General features: G+C 54.6%; 20 protein-coding genes and 1 pseudogene. 7 read left to right on the top strand and 14 right to left on the bottom strand.

Annotated elements, in window-relative coordinates:
• The 3 genes from AO268_RS26370 to AO268_RS26360 form a co-directional block, all read right to left on the bottom strand.
• Entirely contained in the window at positions 1 to 333 is a 333-nt protein-coding gene (locus tag AO268_RS26370; RefSeq protein ID WP_076963843.1) for a DUF2790 domain-containing protein, read from the bottom strand.
• A 109-nt stretch (positions 334 to 442) separates the two neighbouring features.
• Entirely contained in the window at positions 443 to 1,240 is a 798-nt protein-coding gene (locus AO268_RS26365) for an aminoglycoside phosphotransferase family protein (RefSeq protein ID WP_099170314.1), read from the bottom strand.
• Positions 1,240 to 1,443 (bottom strand): hypothetical protein, encoded by a 204-nt coding sequence (locus AO268_RS26360; protein ID WP_076963841.1) that lies wholly within the window; start codon positions 1,441 to 1,443, stop codon positions 1,240 to 1,242. The genes AO268_RS26365 and AO268_RS26360 overlap by 1 nt, the downstream gene beginning before the upstream one ends.
• A gap of 146 nt (positions 1,444 to 1,589) precedes the next feature.
• Here AO268_RS26360 and AO268_RS26355 point away from each other — a divergent pair, with 146 nt between their 5' ends.
• Both AO268_RS26355 and AO268_RS26350 read left to right on the top strand, forming a co-directional pair.
• Entirely contained in the window at positions 1,590 to 2,195 is a 606-nt protein-coding gene (locus tag AO268_RS26355; protein ID WP_076963840.1) for a hypothetical protein, read from the top strand.
• 31 nt (positions 2,196 to 2,226) lie between these two features.
• The gene (locus AO268_RS26350; RefSeq protein WP_076963839.1) at positions 2,227 to 2,475 is read left to right on the top strand and encodes a DUF6434 domain-containing protein; all 249 of its coding nucleotides are present in this window, start codon (positions 2,227 to 2,229) and stop codon (positions 2,473 to 2,475) included.
• Here the strand turns inward: AO268_RS26350 and AO268_RS26345 are convergent.
• Positions 2,428 to 2,949, bottom strand: coding sequence for a DUF2938 domain-containing protein (locus AO268_RS26345; protein WP_099170313.1), 522 nt, complete (start codon positions 2,947 to 2,949; stop codon positions 2,428 to 2,430). The two genes, AO268_RS26350 and AO268_RS26345, sit on opposite strands and share 48 nt — an antisense overlap.
• Positions 2,950 to 3,019: 70 nt before the next feature.
• Between AO268_RS26345 and AO268_RS26340 the strand changes: the two genes are divergently transcribed.
• Complete coding sequence (locus AO268_RS26340; RefSeq protein WP_076963837.1) at positions 3,020 to 3,460, top strand: helix-turn-helix domain-containing protein; 441 nt, start codon at positions 3,020 to 3,022, stop codon at positions 3,458 to 3,460.
• A 73-nt stretch (positions 3,461 to 3,533) separates the two neighbouring features.
• On the opposite strand, the gene AO268_RS26335 is transcribed toward AO268_RS26340, so the two are convergent.
• Positions 3,534 to 4,103, bottom strand: a complete 570-nt coding sequence (locus AO268_RS26335) for a DJ-1/PfpI family protein (RefSeq protein ID WP_099170312.1) — start codon at positions 4,101 to 4,103, stop codon at positions 3,534 to 3,536.
• A 199-nt stretch (positions 4,104 to 4,302) separates the two neighbouring features.
• On the opposite strand from AO268_RS26335, the gene AO268_RS26330 reads away from it, so the two are divergent.
• Positions 4,303 to 4,512 (top strand): hypothetical protein, encoded by a 210-nt coding sequence (locus tag AO268_RS26330; RefSeq protein WP_076963835.1) that lies wholly within the window; start codon positions 4,303 to 4,305, stop codon positions 4,510 to 4,512.
• 150 nt (positions 4,513 to 4,662) lie between these two features.
• Here AO268_RS26330 and AO268_RS26325 read toward each other — a convergent pair whose 3' ends face one another.
• Positions 4,663 to 4,920: a double zinc ribbon domain-containing protein gene (locus AO268_RS26325; RefSeq protein WP_099170311.1), complete on the bottom strand. Its 258-nt coding sequence runs from the start codon at positions 4,918 to 4,920 to the stop codon at positions 4,663 to 4,665.
• A gap of 320 nt (positions 4,921 to 5,240) precedes the next feature.
• Here AO268_RS26325 and AO268_RS32495 point away from each other — a divergent pair, with 320 nt between their 5' ends.
• The 3 genes from AO268_RS32495 (at position 5,241) to AO268_RS26310 (ending at position 9,544) form a co-directional block, all read left to right on the top strand.
• Entirely contained in the window at positions 5,241 to 5,435 is a 195-nt protein-coding gene (locus AO268_RS32495) for a hypothetical protein (protein WP_130898239.1), read from the top strand.
• 1,011 nt (positions 5,436 to 6,446) lie between these two features.
• The gene (locus AO268_RS26315; protein WP_099170310.1) at positions 6,447 to 8,708 is read left to right on the top strand and encodes a KAP family P-loop NTPase fold protein; all 2,262 of its coding nucleotides are present in this window, start codon (positions 6,447 to 6,449) and stop codon (positions 8,706 to 8,708) included.
• A gap of 50 nt (positions 8,709 to 8,758) precedes the next feature.
• Complete coding sequence (locus tag AO268_RS26310) at positions 8,759 to 9,544, top strand: GIY-YIG nuclease family protein (protein ID WP_099170309.1); 786 nt, start codon at positions 8,759 to 8,761, stop codon at positions 9,542 to 9,544.
• Between the two features lie 161 nt (positions 9,545 to 9,705).
• On the opposite strand, the gene AO268_RS26305 is transcribed toward AO268_RS26310, so the two are convergent.
• The 8 genes and pseudogenes from AO268_RS26305 to AO268_RS26270 form a co-directional block, all read right to left on the bottom strand.
• Entirely contained in the window at positions 9,706 to 11,370 is a 1,665-nt protein-coding gene (locus tag AO268_RS26305; protein ID WP_099170308.1) for a UvrD-helicase domain-containing protein, read from the bottom strand.
• Positions 11,367 to 13,322, bottom strand: a complete 1,956-nt coding sequence (locus tag AO268_RS26300) for an ATP-dependent nuclease (protein WP_099170307.1) — start codon at positions 13,320 to 13,322, stop codon at positions 11,367 to 11,369. Before AO268_RS26300 ends, AO268_RS26305 begins: the two co-directional genes overlap by 4 nt.
• A 236-nt stretch (positions 13,323 to 13,558) precedes the next feature.
• Positions 13,559 to 14,467: a hypothetical protein gene (locus AO268_RS26295; protein WP_099170306.1), complete on the bottom strand. Its 909-nt coding sequence runs from the start codon at positions 14,465 to 14,467 to the stop codon at positions 13,559 to 13,561.
• A 209-nt stretch (positions 14,468 to 14,676) separates the two neighbouring features.
• A complete protein-coding gene (locus tag AO268_RS26290) occupies positions 14,677 to 15,339 on the bottom strand; it encodes a hypothetical protein (protein WP_099170305.1) in 663 nt (220 codons plus the stop codon).
• The gene (locus AO268_RS26285) at positions 15,336 to 16,505 is read right to left on the bottom strand and encodes a nucleotidyltransferase domain-containing protein (RefSeq protein WP_099170304.1); all 1,170 of its coding nucleotides are present in this window, start codon (positions 16,503 to 16,505) and stop codon (positions 15,336 to 15,338) included. The genes AO268_RS26290 and AO268_RS26285 overlap by 4 nt, the downstream gene beginning before the upstream one ends.
• Before the next feature lie 46 nt (positions 16,506 to 16,551).
• The gene (locus AO268_RS26280) at positions 16,552 to 18,138 is read right to left on the bottom strand and encodes an SAVED domain-containing protein (RefSeq protein WP_141562845.1); all 1,587 of its coding nucleotides are present in this window, start codon (positions 18,136 to 18,138) and stop codon (positions 16,552 to 16,554) included.
• Positions 18,139 to 18,551: 413 nt separating this feature from the next.
• Positions 18,552 to 19,082, bottom strand: coding sequence for a GIY-YIG nuclease family protein (locus tag AO268_RS26275; RefSeq protein ID WP_257154460.1), 531 nt, complete (start codon positions 19,080 to 19,082; stop codon positions 18,552 to 18,554).
• Positions 19,083 to 19,109: 27 nt separating this feature from the next.
• Positions 19,110 to 19,393, bottom strand: a pseudogene (locus AO268_RS26270) (integrase core domain-containing protein); the annotation flags it as partial.
• Positions 19,394 to 19,618: the final 225 nt, after the last annotated feature.

Here is a 19,618-nt window from a genome sequence, read left to right as displayed (position 1 = left end):
TCAGCGACCATTATTACGGCACTGCCCCATGACTTGGTATTCGATGGTATTGAGCTTGCCGCTCGAATCCTCAAAGGTCATGCGCGAGGGTACGATGTCGCAGGAGCGGATCGTCGGGGTCACGCTGACCACCTTGGCGATGTCCAGTTTCATGCCGTAGCGATAGTCCTGGACCTGGGGTATGTCCTTGCCTTTTTTTAACGCATAGGCCTCCATGGCTTTCTGGTTATCGCTCATCAACTTCTCAAACCCACGATCACTGCCGCTTGTGGCAAGCGCAACGGTGGACAATGACAACGCCAATGCAGCAATACTTAGTTTCAACAGGTTCATCGGTTTTATCTCTCAAGTTACTTTTCCAGCCTTGAGAGTAACTAACCGACCCTGTCGGCAAGGTAGCTTGAAAATTACCTTTCTGTTATCCGCAACTAAATGACGCTAATCACCGAGCAAGCGCCGCCGCCGCCAGTTTCGCCACCCCGAGGTTAACTCCCGGCTCATCGCCGTCTTCGCGCATCCAGGTCAACGACAACCCTGCCCAGGCGAGCACCCATTGCAGGAGCCGACGGCGCTCGATACCCGAGGCACTGGCAACGATCTCGACCCGCCGCGCAAAGCACTCGGGGGCCAGGGCGCGTTCATCGGGATTGCAGAAGAGGTTCGCATAATCAAAGCCCCGCTCGCCGTACAGCCCCTTGGGGTCGATGGCCAGCCAACCGGACGCGCCAAAATCCAGCACATTGCCATGGTGGATATCGCCATGCAGTACCGCGACATCCTGGGGGGCCGCCAGCAGTTCCTGTGCCGTGCTGGCGCATTGTGCCAGGATGCCGCCGTACCTCGCCGCCCCGGGCCATAGCGCCTCGAACCACTGCGCCAGGGGGACCAGGGCGGGAATTGGCCTGGCCCGTGGCGCATGCAGACGCGCGGCGACGGCGCAGAGGATGCGCGTGGCGTCGTCATCCCGACCGTCACTGACCCTCTGTATAAGCGAAGCCGAGCCCAGCGCACGCACCATCAGCAAGGCCTCGGTATCACGGGCCAGCACCGGCGCGGCACCTTCGCCGTCCCACCAGGCCATCAACACACTGCCGGCTTGTTCCTCGGCCACCTGGGAGATTTTGAGCATGGCCGGCATGCCCCGCTGGCGAACGGGCAGTAGATCACCATTGCGCGAGGCGAATGCATCGCCATCGACGGTCAGGTCCCATCGCTTCAGGTATGGTTCAAACAGCCTCATCACTGGGACCGGAACCTCAGCAAGCCCATGGCAAACAGCCAACCGCTGAGCATGGACAGGTAGATAGAGGTGTATGACGCCACGGTGTAGTCCAATACGAAGTTGAGCACGGTCAGCGCAATGGCGGCGCACAGGAACTGGGTACGGGTAAAACGGCACAGAAAGCGTTCGATTGCGGCATTCAAGGTGGCAAGGTACTTCATCGGTTTATCCCTGGATAAGGGTGACGGCATCCGCTCACTTGCGCCCGTCTGTCCTGAAAAAACCAGGGATAATGCGGCACAGAGCTGATGAGAATCAACCGCAGAGATGCCATAGTCGCCCGCACAGCAAATGGAGTTGGTCCCCTATGAAACACTACATCCTCTATCCCCTCTTGGCGCTGCTCGCTGGATGCAGCAGCGGGCCGTATCTGCATCCACAATCGGCAGTCGGCACAAATGCGTTACTCGAACGTACCTGCCCCGGCCCGAAAGCCGCGATAAGCTTTGCTCCACGCTCGCAAGAACTCGATTGGGTTCACGTACTGGTCTATGTAGCACCGCCCGGGACATCCAGCTGGCCAGGCAACCTGCGCTCGACCGATACCGAACTGCGCCTGTTTGGCCGGCTGTACATCCCCCCGCGCCTGCGCAACCTGAATACCCCGGATCAACGCCGGGCGGCCTATAAACAGACCGACCCGGCGCTGTGGGTCAGCGCCGATTCACCATTGGTCACTGTAACGCTGGCGACAGGCCAGACCTATCAAGTCAGTATCGAGCAACTGAAAACCGGCTTTGACCCCAAGGAACAATCCAGCAGCAGCCGCAAGGGCACGGCCCTGGGTAAAGGCGATATGGATGACTTCACCCTCACCTTCCCGGCTATATTCGTGAACGGTGAAAAAGTGCCGATGGCACCGATTCACTTCAAGAAACGCGAAGAGCGCTATGCGCCGGTATTGAACTGCTGAGTTAGAAACCCACATCACTCAAGGAATGGCAATGACCTTCAACTGGCACTCCGGCCCCATCACCCGTACCACCCCGCTGGACAAGCACTACAGGAATACGCAGAAGGTGCGCCAGTTCCTGATTGGCGAGTGCGGGGAGTCGTTCAAGTTCGATCGGGCATTCATGGCCTGGATCAAGAGTGGCGAGCCCTTGACCCTGGGGGACGTGGCGGATCAGTGGACGCGGACGAGGTCATCCCTGCCCCAGGCACACCGGCGCGGGAAAGAGTTGGATCAGTAGCCAGCCCGCTACAAACAGCCCGACGCCAAACGTGAGGTGTGCAATAAGGCTTCGGCGCCTGGCCCGGTTCGGTGCCGGCGTCTTGGCGGCGGCGAAGCCGAAACCAAAGGCGGGCTGCATGATACAAAAAGGTGCAAGCACGCTGATCAAGCCCGTCAGCAACGCGGGCATCAGCGCTGGGTGGCAGAGCCAGCCCGGCCCCTGGAACCCCAGGAGCACCAGCGCGAAGACACCGCCCGTGAGGTAATGGAACACCCAGCCCATCAGGCTTTCATTCCAGATACGCGGCGCCGCCACAATCGAGGCATGGCGAAACTGCCCTTTGGGCATGTGGCCCAGCCAACGGCCGACAAGCCTGTAGTCCAGGGATGCCAAGCCAAATACCCGTGCCTGCATCAACGCGGACAGGTCCATGATCAGCGTGGCCCCCAGCCCAACCAGCACCATACGCAGTACACTCTCGGTTGTTTCCATGTTATTTCCTCTTGCCTTCGGCCGGTTTGATCCCGGCAGTCTGCAAGTTCAAGCCGCCTTGAGGTCAAGCATGAAAGAGATGGGTATCGGTGAAGTGGCACGCCGCTGCGGCCTGCCGCCTTCAACCCTGCGGTACTACGAAGAAAAGGGCCTTATCCGCTCCATAGGCCGCCGTGGCCTGAGCCGGGTATTTGCTGCGGATGTGCTTGAGCGCCTGTCCTTGATCACGCTCGGCCAGTCTGCGGCATTTTCCCTGGACGATATCGCCGCCATGCTGGGCGCGGATGGCCAACCGGCCATCGATCACCAGCGGCTGGCCGAAAAGGCTGATGAACTGGACCGCACCATCAAGCAGCTCAGCGCCATACGCGATGGACTGCGACGTGCTGCGGCGTGCCCTGCTGCGCGGCATATTGAATGCGCGAACTTTCAGAAAGTCCTCAGTGCCGTGCAGGCGGGGAGCCTGAAGAGAAAAGCCGGCAAGGCTCGTCTGCGCAGAAATGGAGGTTGAGACCCGTCCGGCGCGGGGCATGGGCAATAAGCCATTGACCTCCAAATGACCACTGCGCGACTCGCGGCATCCGTCATTTATGTTCAGCGGCCAACATCGTTTTGAACTGTAAAACAGTCTCTGACGATAACCCCGCAGCCTCGAAGACGGCACAGGTGAAGCTCACGGGTGCAGGGCCAGGCGCACTGATGATCCGGTCGGCCACCATCGCGCCTGGGCAGCCTTGATAAAGCGCCTCTCCCGTATAATTGGCGGCGTTCTGCTTCAGAAAATCAACGCTGTTGGACGTGTGGGCAATTGTATTGAGCAGGCCGGCCCTGGCCAGTGCGAGTGTACCGCCGCATATCCCCGCGAGGGTTGCACCACCCAGACGGCTGGCTCGCAGAAAGTCTGCCATATCCGGCGCTTCTGCACGCTCCCAGACCATTCCCCCGACGACGACGACAACGTCTGGTTTCCACTCCTGGCATTGCTGCAAGCTGCCCTCCACCGTTACAGCCAACCCGCCCTGGGAGCAGAACGACCCCGGCGCCGGGGCGAAAAAGCGGACGTCGATGCCGTAGAACGGTGCTGCGGTGCCTGCGATAAAAGCATATTCCCAATCGGCAAAACCGGGGGTCAGTACCAAACCTATACGTGCCATGGGCCAGAGTCGTCCTTGTATAAAATATGTGGGCAGAGGATTGCATTCTACTTGGTACATCAACTAGTTTCAGATCGTGCTTATGACGACTATTCCGTGTGTTTGTCGCCATTCACCACTTGGGCGATATCGCGCAGGCGGGCCGTACTGGCTCGGCAGAATCGAGAGCCTGCCTAATTCAACATAGGATCAAGTGCAAATGCCGAACTCTGACCTGCTCCCTTCCCTGCTGTCCAAAATCAACGAAAACCAACTCGTCCTTGAAGCAGCCGTCATGGAGCTTACGAATTGGGTTGAACAACAAGGCGGTACGGCCGTCGCCGAAAACGTGCGGGGAGCTCTGCACACGCTCGACCGGAACGAAGATTTTATCAAGCTGACCTTGGCGGTCCTCATGACACCGGAGTAATCACTCGAAATGACTGACCCCAATCATGTCGAAGGAAAAAACCGAGGTAATGCTGTGCACCCGAGCGAGCCATCCCTGGCGCATATCTACAACGGGATTACCTTTCAAAACTCCAGGTAATGGGGGCTCCGTGAATGGAGCACACCCTGCTTACCCTTGGGCACTCCCACACTGAGAACAGAATTTTGCCCCAGTCGCCATCACCGCATTGCACTGCCCGCAGTTGGCCGACACCAATGACTCACCACACTGTCGACAAAACCGCGCACCACCCGCATTAGTTGTCCGGCAACTGAGGCAAAGTGTGCCGATCGGCTGGCCTTCGCCTTGTTCTTTGTAGCGTCCACCGTGTGAACCACCATGCCCGCGATTGTGGTGCCCACCTAATATCTGCTTAAAAAAACTCATGAGCGCATCTCCAATTAAATGTGTTTCAGGATTAAAAACCCTGAAGTAACATTAGAGTCAAGCCATCGCTCACGGCGCTTGGTCGCCGGCATCGGTTCGCAGGCGCGCGGCCATGCCCCCAGAAGTCGCCCTCCTATTCGCAACCCAAGCCTAGACTCTCTCCCTTCCATAAGGCCGCCGCTTGAACCCTACGGCACATGTCTCTATCGCGGGCCTGCATATTGTCGATGCTTGGATTGCCGGTTTTTTCAAACTCCGGCCTAACGGGTGTGCCTGGGTGGTTTAACGCCTCTTGCCCCTCGATATGGAGTTCTCGGGGGATGGGCTTCGGCTTCGCCTCTGGTGGCGATGCGGGTTTCGGCAGCTCATGGATGGCCTCGCCAAAACGCTGGAGTAACGGGCTTTGTGGCAACTCATCTGACACGGCCTGGGTTGATATGAGCAAGGCCAACAATACCGCGCCGTATCTCTTAAACACTTCCAGCACCTCCCCATCTGAGTTAATCGACGAATAATCTGGAGTTAAGCAATCGCCGCACTCAGGCAATAAAAACTAACCGCCTGAGCACCTGACGCCGCTCGATCTGACGTGCGTCATGCGCGCAAGGACAATCGATTATCAGTGAGATAACTCATAGCCGTCGCTTACTGAGCATTTATCAAACTGTAACCCCAATACAATCGTCGACACAAACCCACCGCCAGCGCGGCCGACCTGGACGCCTCGCTAACCCTGGCATTCCCCAGCCAACCCCCAAAAACACAAAAGCCCCGCATAAGCGGGGCTTTTGTTTGAATCTTGGCGGGAAACCAGGCCGCCAAAAGGCTTTTCATTTGAACATCCTATGCTGACTCAGGCTGCGTCAGGAAGGCTCAACGGCCTGAAATAGACAGGGCTGAAACCGATATTCGGTTGCGAACACGGTTTCATATTCAGTCATGGCATCCGAGCAAATCGCGTCAGAAACGGGGGTACAGACTGGGGTATACAGCAGTATTTATCTCTTGGCAGAGGCGAATTCGAACCTGTCACCTTGTAGAAGGTGGCACCTAGCCTTCACGCAATAACTAAACACTCGTCAAAGCCTGGTACTGCAGTTCCCTGCTATGCCCTCTGACACCCCTGCAACCAGCGCTGGCTACTTTGGCCCTATTGCTGCTACCCAATAAATTGATGGCAAACGAATCACGCACCTGATGCGTGACACATGGCGGAATGCTTGCTGCCTGCGTTACTCTGGTTACTCTGACAAAACAAGGGACCTTTGCATCTATGATTTCAGCGGTAACCGATAGCTGCAATTAAAGTTGAGAAGACCATTCCCGCGCTTGTATTTACGCCACTGCTGTGCCGCATCGACGGGGCCGATAGGCGCCTGCCGGAAGATATTGGCGAAGTACCTGAGCATGAAGACTTTATGGCGGCTCTGGCTGAGTAGCGCAGCGCGTCGGGCTCTTCGGTTCAACCTTGTCAAAATGACTATGCACAAACTCGGGAAAACCGTGGGCCCTTAAAAGGAATTGAGATGTTCAAAAGGATCAAAGCGTTTTTCATCAACGAAAAAGTATCTGTCGACGTGCCGCCGCCCGAGCCCGCCACTCCGGGACATCAATACGCCTCGGACCAACCGATTGCCACCCGCGCCGACGACCGTTTCAATCGTGCCCCTTTTGCCACGCGCATGGCCGATACGATTGCAACGCGAGTAGATCCTGCGAGCATCGTCATCGGACTCTATGGACCATGGGGAGACGGCAAAACATCCGTACTGGAAATGATGGAGGAGGCGCTGAAAGCCTACCCAGATGTTATCTGCGTGAAATTTAATCCCTGGCACTTTCAGTCTGAAGACCAACTACTCCGTGGCTTTTTCGCAACACTCGCGGGGGCTCTAAATCAGTCGCTTCCCAATTTTAAAGAGCGTGCAGGTGATGCACTGCAGCAATACGGCTCTTTGCTGTCGCTCGGATCACTAACAGTTGCCGGAGTGCTTCAAATCAACCCCGGAGATGCTGCAAAGGGGCTAGGGGAATCGTTATCAGCGGTCAAATTAGAAGAACTAAAGCAGAGGATAGAATCGATTCTTGAGAAATGTGGCAAACGCGTGGTCACATTTATTGATGACATAGACCGTTTAGATCGCAACGAAACCCATGCAATATTCAAGCTGGTGAAATTGTCAGCAAGCTTTCGTCATACCTCTTACGTGCTGGCCTTCGATGATGCCGTCGTATCCGCGGCATTGGGCGAACGATATGGCCAAGGCGGCGAGCGCGCGGGCCGTGCATTTCTTGAGAAAATCATTCAAGTTCCGCTCCACCTTCCCCCTGCTGATGAGAAAAGCTTGCGCAACCTGACGTTTGAAGGGGTACAGGCAGCTTTGGATCAGGCTGAAATTCCACTCACCCAAGCAATGGCCGATACGTTTGGACGGCATTTTGTTGATGGCCTCGAACCGCGCCTCACTACACCGCGCCTTGGGAAATTGTATGCCAACGCGTTGACCTTTGCACTTCCATTGCTCAAGGGTGAAGTCGACATTGTTGATCTCATGTTAATTGAGGGTATACGTATCTTTTACCCTAACTTGTATGCCGAAATCCGCGGCAATCCTGATTTGTTCTTAAAGCAAGCTCAAGCTCAGAACCAAAACGTATTCGCGCAAGCACCTCAAGAAAGCCCCCTCGACACCTTACTTATCCGTAGCTTGCCTGAGGCCACTCAGCAAGAACGCCTGAGAGTCAGAAAAGGACTGCTTGAGCCGCTCTTCCCCCGCATAGGCCGCATGGGTTATGGCGGCGAATGGGATCAATCATGGGCGCGAAAGCAAAAAGCCTGCTCAAGCGAATATTTCGCTCGCTACTTCACATACGGTATTCCTCATGGGGACGTGGGGGATGCTGCGATTCATTCGCTGCTGGAAAGTCTCACGCGAGCTAATGAGGCTGAACGAATTGAAATCCTCACGGACTTTTCGTCGCGCGGAGCGTTTCCAAAACTTATTCAAAAGCTTCGTGCCCACGCTGAAGAAATCCCAGAAGAGCAGGCATACGCACTGATGGTCACGCTCTCTGCCAATGCGACACTGATGCCCCGAGAGCGCGGGCCAATGGTGATAGGCGGCACCATCATGCAAGGGGGCATGCTGGTATCTGAATTACTGAGGCGAATACCTGATCCTGACACCCGACAACGTGCGGCAGAAGAAGTAATCGACGCAGCTAATCCGCTGGGATTCGGAATGGAATGTTGTCGATGGATTCATCACCATGAAGGACGCCACGAAGAAGAGCGCGTTTTTTCTGATGCCATTGAAGAGATCTTAAACCAACGTCTGGCTCACAAAATTTGCAGTGCTGACAACGAACGACCACTCTTTGCTTCGGACCCAAAGGACATGCCGAGTCTGTACTGGCTCTGGAATAAGCATCTTGGAAATACCTCTGTACGAAAAGCGCTCAGTGCTCACTTCGAAGCGGATCCAACTGGTGTCGACACTTTTCTGGAGTGCTTCGTTGGTGAGGGGTGGTTTGTAGAATCAGGGCTGCCTGTCAGATCAGACTTTGAAAGGCGCAGCTACGATTCTGTTGCGAACCTAATAACGCCAGAGTTGATCGCAGAGAACCTGCGAACCCGCTACGGCAACGCATTACGCGATCCGGTGTATCACCCGGAAGAACATTTACCGCCTGCTTTGAAAACAGCCCACCAATTCATGTACATGCACCAGCAGGTACTGAATGATCCAGAGCAAAACGATCCCACCCCCTCATCCGGCGCAAAGTAAGCGCCGAATCTTGACGCGCTGACTTAGGCAACTGGAGGCCAAAGGGATCTATGGACTGGATGTTAGAAAAGTGCACGCGATATCTCTACGTGCTTGAACTCGCGAACGATAAATTCTATGTGGGACAATCCAAAGATCCGGACAAGCGCATCCGCAAACATTTCAATGGGAGCGGTTCAGCGTGGACGCGCCTACATCCGCCAGTGAAAGAACTGACGCAAAGTCGCCTTGAGTACGTGGATTACCGAATGGGGGAGTTGGCAGAAAACAAATTAGTACTGCAGTTGATGCACCAGCATGGCTATCAAAATGTGCGCGGAGGATTCTTTTCCAACACCAACGTTGAGCACGTTGAAAAAGGGCTCATCAGCCATGGCTACGGTTTAATACTTTCGGCTGCTACATCTTCAGAATGCCTCGCAAACACGGAATGTATTCTCGTCCCCAGACTGCCAAGCAACCCAAGCGTGCTTGAAACCGTGACTCAAACATCGAGTCCGACGAAGCAAAACACCGAGTATTTCCTGTTTGTGCTGACGCTGGAGGATGACTGCTACTACGTTGGCTACAGCAGCAAGCCCGATGTGCGAATCAAGCGCTACTTTTCCGGCAAAGGTGCAACCTGGACAGCGCTTCACAAGCCCGTCGAAGTGTTGACCACTCGTTCACTAGACCTCCTGTGCGAGTCTGACGCTGCTACCAAGGCTGCCGATGCCACGCTATCCATGATGAAGCTATTCGGTTGGCGCAACGTGCGTGGTGCGGCCTGGAAGTCGGTGGATCCTGATATAACTTTTAAACAGCTTCGAACCTATGGTTACGTACCTTCGAACTAGACTGGCAGGTTAATAAATGCCAGCATCTGGCACTCCATAGCTAGAGACAAGAATGTCAGCAGCTTCGAGCAGAGCGGCAACTTCGACGAGGTAAACCACGGAGAAATTGGCAGGACATTGCCAGATCGTGAACTGCGCGCCATCCTTATATTTTTTCATGCTCAAGGTGTTTGCCAGTTCTGAACGTAGCCAAGAAATTCGCCATGTGACCTACGCCTGGTACGCCAACTATCGATGTCAGCGAGCTTATCCCTAGTCTGAGCGGTCGTGACCACCAGGCGCCTCTTGGCACGCGAGATCCCCACGAAGAACGTACAGCGAACTTCATGGGTGTCCTTGCCCCAATAGGCCTCCTCCTCCACACCGAGCAAAACCACCGAATCAAATTCCAGGCCCTTGCTCTTGTGGACGGTCAGAATCCGGATCGACTGATCATCAGACAGTTGGGCAAGTGCCTTGAGCAAGTCAGGCTCTTGGCCGAGTGCCGCATCGATGTGCTTCTTGATATCGCGGATGATCTCTTTCAAACGGTCACGGGACTCGTAATCATGGGAGAGACTCGTCAGCAGGCTCACGCCCACCATGGACAGAAACTCTTTGAGCAACGTCCACCTCTGAGCATAGTTTTTTGCGGCAATGTCCTCGGCAGCAGTCTTGCGTGCCTCCTTGATGAACCTGTTCCAATCGTTTCGAACGGAACCGCCATGTTCGTCATCATCTGCGGGAATGATCCGCCGCAATAACCTCGTCCAGGCTTTCGGCTCGCGCGAGCCATAGAGGCACAGAAGAAAGTCCACGACGACCAAGGCAATGGGCTCGGTGGTGATGTCCTGCATCTGATTTTCGTTACGGTAGGCTATCCCAAGCCCATCTAGCGCAGAGGTCAAACGGACGGTATAGGCCTCAGGATAACTTCTGACCAACACCGCAATTTCGGAGGGCGCCACGCCCTCGATGTGGATCCAGGTGTTGATCTGATCGGCAAGGCTGAAGGCCTCGCCGGTACAGTTGTTGAAAGACTGAAGCAAGATCTCGCCGCCCTCGCCGCCCAATAGCTCTATGGGCATCTCGGAGCCGGGATCGAGGACTTTTATTAGATCGTTTTGCAGCCTGAGAAGCTGAGGTTGTGAGCGAAAATTTCGGTAGATGTTGAGATGGGTGGCCGAAAAATCTGCCTCAAATTTTCCAAACACCCCGTCGAGCGCGCCTGCCCAGCCCATGATTTTCTGTTTAACGTCGCCGACCGCAGTGACCCGGCGCGCCGTACCAACAAAAATCTTGCTGACCAGCGAGTACTGCTCGTACGTGCAGTCCTGAAACTCATCGAGAAACACGTCACTGTAAGTTTGCCTGATGGCGTTAACCGCCATCGGATAGGCGTCGAGGATCTTTAGGGCCAGCGGGATCAAAAGCCCGAACTCGGTCTGGACAGGGTGTGCCTTCCCTTTCGGGACCACTCGAAAACCCGCGTCTAACGCATCGTCGCCGGTGAGCACAGGGCGAAATCGCTCGATAATTCGCTTCGCAAAACCATGGAACGTGTAGCTGTCGAATCGGCTGGCGTAGTCGGCCCCGCATCGCCGCCACACCCGCTCCTTAAGGTTATTGCTCGCATCAACTTTGAACGCTATGGCCAAAATCCTCTTGGGGTAACGACAAGCTCCCGTGGTCAGCAGGAAGTCAGCGCGCTGGGCGAGCAGTTCAGATTTGCCAGCGCCTGGGCCAGCAGTCAACGCTACGCACCGTTTAACCTCCCGGACGGCTACCTCCGCGTTTGGCTCCAAAACAATACCTACGGATGGCTTCCAGACCTCGGGCGAAATCATTCCGAAAGACCTTCAACTTTGGCGATCACGAAGTCTGCCAGACGATTTAGAGAGGCCGGCATTTTGGCAATCAACTGAGCATTCGTCAGGTTGGAAAGCGCTTCGATATGCGACTTTGGCTTGCTGTCGAGCTTGAAGCGTTTGTGGTAGGCGACAAAGTGCTTTCGCTCGATCAACGAGTATTGGAAACGATCGTGATGACTATCGCCCAGCACGGACTTTGTTTGCCCCTGTTTCGGAACAACCAGGTCTTCCGGGGCCAAACCGTACGCAAGCGGATAAGCCCTGAGCATCGAAAAGTCCAGATCCATCGGCGCGGAAAAAAATACTCCAAACTGCTCCAAATTCGCTATGCAGGATTTGTATTTCGGATCCTTCTCAACCTGCAGAATTTTATGGGTCAGATCATTCCATGCAGGTAGACTCTTGAGTTCATCGTCTGTCAGGTACAGATCGCCCTGGCGATGCTGTTTCATCTCCGTCGCGACGTATTTGATACGACCCCATCCACCACCGAAACGCGCCACATCCAGATCCAGCAGCGTGACGTAAGGGATCTTGAGGCCACTGAGCAGCCTCCAGAAGTGATTGATATGGCGACCACCTAGCGGGGCGATGGTGATGGCTGCTTCATCGACTTGCAGATTCTTCGCTGCGAGCAGCCGAGGCAGGACTATCTCCTCACTGTCGCCCTCCCCTAGGATGACCATGCGCGAAAAATAGACCTCCGGATATGCCTGAACGGCCTCCCTCACGAACTTGTAGGCCTCACCCTTCTCATTGGAGGGCATTTGAATCTTCGTCACCACGGTGCATCGCGACTCGTCCAACCTCAGGTACCTGATGGCCGATGGATCTACGCGTCGAAGCATAGAAGGCGCATGAGTCGCAATCAGAGCCTGGGAGTCGGCAAATTGGGAGTCGCCTACCAGCCCTTTGAGGGACGACACGATTCGCCCCAAGTAATGCGGCGACAGGCTGTTCTCTGGCTCTTCCAAAGCGACGATGGTGAACACCGCAGGTCTTAGCTTTTCAGCGTCGAAGGAATCGTCATTACCATGAAGCACCGCTCGCCCGACAGCCTGAGAAGACAAAACCAGCGAGAGGTAGAGCATCGATTTTTGGCCATCACTCAGCCGTGAGAAATCGACTAGTTGTTCCCCATGACCTGGAGAGAAGGACACCGAAAGATGGCGCAGCAGCGACTCGATTTCATTGGCCATGAACGTCACGCTCGGCTGCGTGAAAAACTGGCCCTTGTGAAGTTCTTTCCAAGTCTTGGTCAGGCCGGCGCTGAGGCTAAGCACGGATTCATTCTGGGTCAGGCTTTGGGAAATATCCGAGGTGAGCTGCTGGATCGTCTCGCGCTGCTCCGTCCAGTTCACGGCTCGCAGCAGACGCCCTAGCAAGGCGTTCGCACCATAGGCGATATGGTCAGCCGGATCCCGGCGAGCTGGAAGGTAGTGAACCTGGATGAAGTTTCGCTCGTCTCTGGGCACCGGGGCGGTGTCGACCGGAGCATCATCTTCATCCACGTCCAGGACGTACACGAGGCTCTGCTCGATTTCATCGTCAATGCCGATGGTCGCATTCAGACGATACCTTACTCGGGGCACACCATCAGCAGTATCTAGGCGCATGTGCCCAAAGTGAGTGGGGATCGTCGGATGGTCGTTCTCCACGTCACTGAGTTCGGGAAAGGTGAACTCAGCCTCGATCCATAGCATTCGCTGATCGGGAACCTGAGTCTCATCGTGCGGGACGAAGAAATCCGATTTACGGAGTCGCCGCTGATTCGGGTCAAACGAAAAGAGGCGGCAAAGCGCCTGTAGAGTCGCGGTCTTCCCTGAGCCATTCGGCCCGATCAGGAATGTAAGGTCAGACAGATCAACAATTTCTGGTTCTGCACCAAACGATTGAAAACCACAGATGCGAACGAACTGAAGCTTCAAAGTAGAATCCTTTCCATGTGAGGTCAGCGGTGCTTGAGGATATAAGGTTCAATCGCAACTAGACGCTCAATGAATCCAACAGCGAACATCGCCGACGCTTAGCCAATCCAGCCGCGAGCATTGCGATCAAATTCGGCAAATACGTCGACCTCTGGCTAAGAGCCAGTTACGACGCGCCAGAAGCCGAGTCTTCTTAGAACACGTGCCTGGTCTGCACTAGGAAGAGTCTTAAACCACTACGCGTACGCGAGCATTTCACGGATCTTACGTCCCCAGGCTTTATCGTGGATCAGACGTTTATGGTTGTGATCGCCGTTGATGATCTCGTCCTTGGTCAGGGTCGACAGGACTTCCCAATCCTCACCAAACTTATAGGTGGCGTTATCCAAATGTGAGCTCTCAAGAAGATAAATCCCACGCTTGACAAAGCCAAAGACGAAGTAACCTTGGTAGCCACCTCGGCCCGTGGCAAAGAAATCAGGCTCGAATCGAGTAATCTCCCTGATACGGTGCTCGATCACTCCCTGCTCTGAAGGTCGCAGACCGGCCAGATATGGTTTCACGATGGCCTCTGCGCTCTTCCAAGGGTACTTCCCAGGAGGAAGCAAATCCCACTGCAGCTGGCGTGCCTGCACCTTTGCAATGCGTTTGCGGTCAACGTCGAAAATCTCAAACTCTTGGAAAAATTCGAGCATGAGGTTCGCCACGTGAATAAGCGCGGTGGACGGCTCATCGATTTTCACCCTGCGCGTCACGACGTATTCCTTCCCATCAATGACACTCAGAGAAAGGTGCTCCATGGGCGGACGAACAAAGTCGATGGGATACACATCCATGGTTCGGATTTGCACACCACTGTGATCGTTGCCATGCCAGTCTTTCCAGCTCCGGTACTGAGGGACTGATTTTTTGATGAGCGGGAGATCTCGCCGTTTGATCTCCTTGCCGCGCGCATTGAATTCGCTGACTTTGCCGATCGTCGCAGGAAGGATCGAATCACCGTCTTTTTCAAGGTGAGCGATCGCCAGCCGCGCCTGAAGGTTCTGATCGACCTTTTCTCGCTCAATCACGAACAGCATTTCGCGGGCGCCATGCGAGTGCGCGATGATTCGATTAACGCTGTTGATTGACTTGCCTGTGACCATCGTTATCGTCCCTGCTTTCCGTGAGAGGATTCCAAGGTAGCACACTGCCAGCAGATCTGAAGCGACTGGGCGCGTGGCCGGCATTTATCTATCGAATCCGCAGCCGTGAGTTGCTAAGGCGGGAGGTTGCTCAGGCGGTGAACGCTCAATGGCCGGTAGTCAGGTTTGATGCACTTGGCGCCTAGTCGAGCGATCATCCTTGACCTGAATCAGGTCCCAGTCTGCGCCTGAAGTTCTTTATAGGCTCGTTTGATATCCCAGCGAGACAGAGTTGCCATCGCTTGATGGGCAGTTTCATAGAGCCTACAAGCTGCGAATCGACGACCACACCCACATGGGCACGGGAGTTTATTAGCTCTTCTGCGCTTCATAGAAAGCAGATCAAGCAAGCTCATGAGGACAACCGCATCCTTGACCCCGAATATCATCCTGTAGTCGTCAATCAGCCCTTGGAAACCATGTGCAAGCTCTCCGAAAGGAAAATGAGCAACGCCCCTCTCCCTTAGCGACTGCGCATACAGAAATGGCACCAAGCACAGCTCGACAAACCGTGTAAGCGTCGGTGTGACACCTAATTGCAGCCGCTGGCTCAGCGGTGAACCGAGGCACAGTGAGCGATCCCCGTTCACGTGATTGTCTCTGGAAGATGAAATTCGTCCTCCGATCTCGTAGATAACAGGAAGCGCCTTGTCCAACGAATCAACAATGTCGATCCGTATTCGGTACTCGTCAGTTACATCGGGAAGCCCCGCAGCTGAAGCAGAAAATGGAAATCGGCCAACAAGTGAAATCGTTCCGTCCACCGTCGGCCGAAATCTCATACGCGGGTAATCGGCCAAGAATGATTCGATCATCGAATCATGCTTAATCAACCGTTGCTCCCCCAAGGGCGAGGCGGCTGGGAAACTACAATGGCTGGGGCAGCGACCTGAGCGGGCGCCGGAGCAATGCCCAAAGCAGCGGTTGAGGTCGGCGTTTCAAAGCAGTCCTCAATATGCTCCACCAGACGCTGTCCATCTAGATCCCTGATTTTCCCAAAATCTTGAAGAGCTTGGCCAACCCAGAGGTGGAAGTGCTCTTTCAATCGATCTTTCTCTCCCTCAGGCATCTTCCAGCGATCGGCGAAGTTTTCCTTAGGGTTCACCGGGTTCGGAACAATGTCTGAATTACTGACCACGAAAGCGCTCAAGCCAGCAAGGCATAACGCCACGGCATCCTTCAACGAGCCGCCTGGTTGATAGGCTTGCGCCGCCAGCGTGGTGATAATGATCGAGATTGGTTTCCAGTCAGGATTATCACGGTACATCACATCACGATGGCGTTTGAGCAACTGTATTGCCCGCTGAAGATTCGTCTTTCGTTGATAAAATGGAACTTCATCAACTTGCGCTTCCAGCGTGACCAGCCCTTTCTCATACACTGGCTCTGATCTGGACTCGAACCATTTGCAATAGCCGTCAGGATTGCTAACCATCCAGCCAGCGTTGACGTCCTCATAATCTGGGCGCCGCCTGTCAGTAATGTAGATGGCAAGATTAGAAACGTCCCGAGCCAGTACCTGCTTTACACCATAGCTCTCCATGGTGATAGCCAGCTCTTGGCGCCTACCCTCCTCAACGGGAACCCCTGGGACAACATCCATGTGGAAACTGACGCCATCCTGGTAGTAGAGGCGCCAGCACCGATTCTTCTCTTCCAGAGCCTCCTGAATTCGCTTGGCCTCGCGGTATCCCTCCAACTCAATCCCCACCAGCTCCTTTAGATCCGACTGGCTGTGAGTCTGCGGGTAAACCCCTTCCCTCAATTTGCACGAGAGATCCAAGTCGTAACTCTCTCCCGCAAGCAACGGGCGAATGGCCGTCCCCAGAGCGAACGACCCTTGAACAAAAATATGAGGGTCGTTCTCGGCGACCGAGGACTCAGGCCGGCTGAACCACTCGCCTAGTGATTTGTATCGCTGGACCGCTTTCTCATAAGCACTAGGCGGAAGCTCCAGAGCCTCTACCGCGACAAGCAAGCTGCGTTCTTCGATGTCCATGTGGGGATTTCTCATGAAGGAGATGTTGAACAGATGTTGCGCGCAATCAGCAGGCATCCAACTGCAGCACGCTGCCGGGTGCATGCGGCGGCACGCTAATCGCGTGCCTGTCCAAGGTGAAGGCGTGGAAAGGCAAGGCTTTAGGAGCCATCTGATACATGTGAATTGGCGGGTGCAAACGCGACTGGAGTTTCATTCCGAGAGCAAAAATTGCTGCAGCCGGAGCGATGGTACAAATTGAGATTTCTGAGGCATGGAGCACATCAACGGCATACGCCCATGCCTCTTGGCAAGTATTTCTGAATCTCTCCATTGCCACTTTCGATGCCACAACATCAACACCGTAAGTGCTGGGAGAAATCCGAATGCGGGGCATGCTCAGCATTTCCGCCGTTAGCGCTACATCGGTTATTTCTGAGGTAATCTCCAGCGTGATCAAGACATGCGAGCCAACTTTCACATCAGAGGCCTTAGTCCACTCGAATTTCACAGGCGGTTCGGAATCGTCAGGACGCACCCACGTTCCAGGGTTACGCCTGAAGCTAAACAGCTCTACTCGTCTCGCTTCACCGACCAGCCACCCGCCCAGCAGCATTGCTGGCATGTTGCCCAGCGGGAAGATTGCGAGCTCCTGAGCTTGAGCGCCGAACGCACCATCGCCCCTGATCGCGGTATGGATGTGGAGGATTTGTGCCCGGAAAACTCGTAAGAAGTTAGCCCAATATCCTGGATCGTTTACATCGTTCCCACCTTGGGCATCACGCAGAAGATATTCGGCCACTCGCTCGTTCACAGGCGTGAGGTGGGCCGCCAATAAAGCCTTTCGGGCATCGTGCTGTGAGAATGTTGTTGTGCGACCGGCGATGTCACCAATGAATGCCAAGGCATGCACGATCGGGTAAGACAATGTCGCAGCTTGGTTGGTACGCCAGTTGACCCTGGTGGCGACCATTGCTTCAAGTCGTTCCCGGCTAAAGCTATCTGGATCAACTTTGTCGATCAGCCGGTGATGGATATCGCAACACAGCATGATGTTCGAAGGTGACTGCGCCAGTTCCGCTGACAAGTGATCATCACCGCGCGGACCTTTTGGCTTTGCTGCAACGATGTGGGCGAGGTAACCGTAGTACCCATAGTTGCCCAGGTTGTCCCTGAACAACTCCGCAGGGCAGCCCTCGAATTCACAGATCCCGGCCGACCTTGCGTAAACCCAATTGATGACTTCACCCGGCAGGTTGGGGCGCTTCATGTCTTCGAGCAGAGAATCGCGCTGTTTCAGAAATGTTTGGATGGCTTTCTTGGTTGCCTTAGCGGGCACGAGAGCGAGCAATTTGGCGGCGAACAACTCAGTGTTAACAGATACATGCGGGACGTCGTCCACCATCGCGTATTCAAGCTTGGGGACGATTTTCTTGTCGCTTGCCCATTGCAATACCAAGTCTCTGGATAAGACTCCAAAATCCCCCGTAATGGCTTCTAACGGATCAGCAGTGGTTGCTTTGAACCGAAAAAAAGCAAATCTCCAACCATCGGTTTCCGTCGCCAGAACCACGCGGTTGGTCGAGGAGTGCTGCCATGTCTCAAGCGCGGCACGCAGTTGTTGGTCATACATAGCATCAAGAGGTACTGACACACACCACCCCACTACCAGCCAAAAGTCATGGGCCTAATCAAAGTCTTCTACTGCGAGTCTTCGTGGTAGAGATCAACTAGGTTTATGCAGACTATCCATTTTCAGAAAAAACACAACATATAGCATGCAATATTATTTAAAAACACTATATATAGTATATTTAGCATCAAAAATAGGCAACGCTATACGCATTCAACCCACAGTGCCACCACTGTACATGCAACCAATGCCAAAAGGGAGGATTTTTGGATCCAAGCCATGCCAGGTCAGCTCGAATATGAGGTTGCCAAGGCTCTGCCGCTTTGAAGTGTTTCTTGATAACGGAATTGTCTATGGAGGCAGTGCAAACCTTTCCGTCGCTATGCCCCCTACTAACCGAGAAACGGCCAATCAGGGGCACCCCAACGGCATTCTCAGCTTTGCGCCGCAACTCGCTCCGCTTGCAAGATTTCAGACTTAGGCAACGCCATCCGAAGGCTTTCGCGATACTGTTCGGCCGGTGCTTCGTGGGCAACCTCGACAGCAGCATCATAGTTTTCTCGAATAACCGACTCGATTTCGGCAATGTCCGCACGGAAGAACTCTTTGCGCCCGTTCACCTTATTAAGGCGACCTGCCGCAAAGCGTTCATGCAGTTTCGCTTCCAAGGCTGGCGCGTTGTTCGAGAAGACCATCGCGTGGACGTCAAACCAAAACGGCACCGAGGCATCACCCAGTTCGTCGACGCGGTCCATTGGTTCCAGGCGGCGTGTCATACCGATTTTAAACACCCCTTCGCCAAACGCACCCACGTTGGAGATCACGTATACATAGCCAGCTTTGGCATTTTGCTCGCGATAGTCGATCAGCTTTTCTGCGCTTTCCAGCTCGGCACGGCTGGCTTCAACCTCCGCCAGTTTGGCTAAAAGGGTCGCCCGCTCCTCTTCAGATTCGGTTTTGTCCAAGCGCGCCTGCAGGTCACGCTGTAGTGGTCAACTAATCCCGGACACGACGTTAAGTTTTTCCTCGGCCCGCGCTGGCGCCAACCCATCGTTGAATTGGTGAGGCCGAATTGCATCAAAAAATGGCTGATATCGCGCTGTGCTTCCTGCGCAGTTCGATAGCCCACGGTCGGTATCCATTCTGTTTTCAAGCTGCGAAATACGCGCTCCATCGGTGCGTTATCCCAGCAGTTTCCTCGTCGACTCATGCTCTGGCGCATGCGGTATCGCCACAACCGCTGGCGAAAGAGTCGGCTTGCATATTGGGCGGATTCAACCGGTCGTCGCAACACCTTGATCGAGGTGTTTATGGGACGACCCGCAGGATGGATGCAAAAATTGACGGGGCGGGGAGCGATTGGCGGATTCAACCGGTCGTCGCAACACCTTGATCGAGGTGTTTATGGGACGACCCGCAGGATGGATGCAAAAATTGACGGGGCGGGGAGCGATGCGTTCTCCAGGTGCACCCTCACTTCGTAATGAGATCGAGCGGCTAT

The sequence above is a fragment of the Pseudomonas sp. ICMP 8385 genome, from assembly GCF_002699915.1.
Lineage (GTDB): Bacteria > Pseudomonadota > Gammaproteobacteria > Pseudomonadales > Pseudomonadaceae > Aquipseudomonas > Aquipseudomonas gessardii.
The sequence above is the reverse complement of the archived record's forward strand: the minus strand, read 5'-3'. Positions and strand labels throughout refer to the sequence as shown.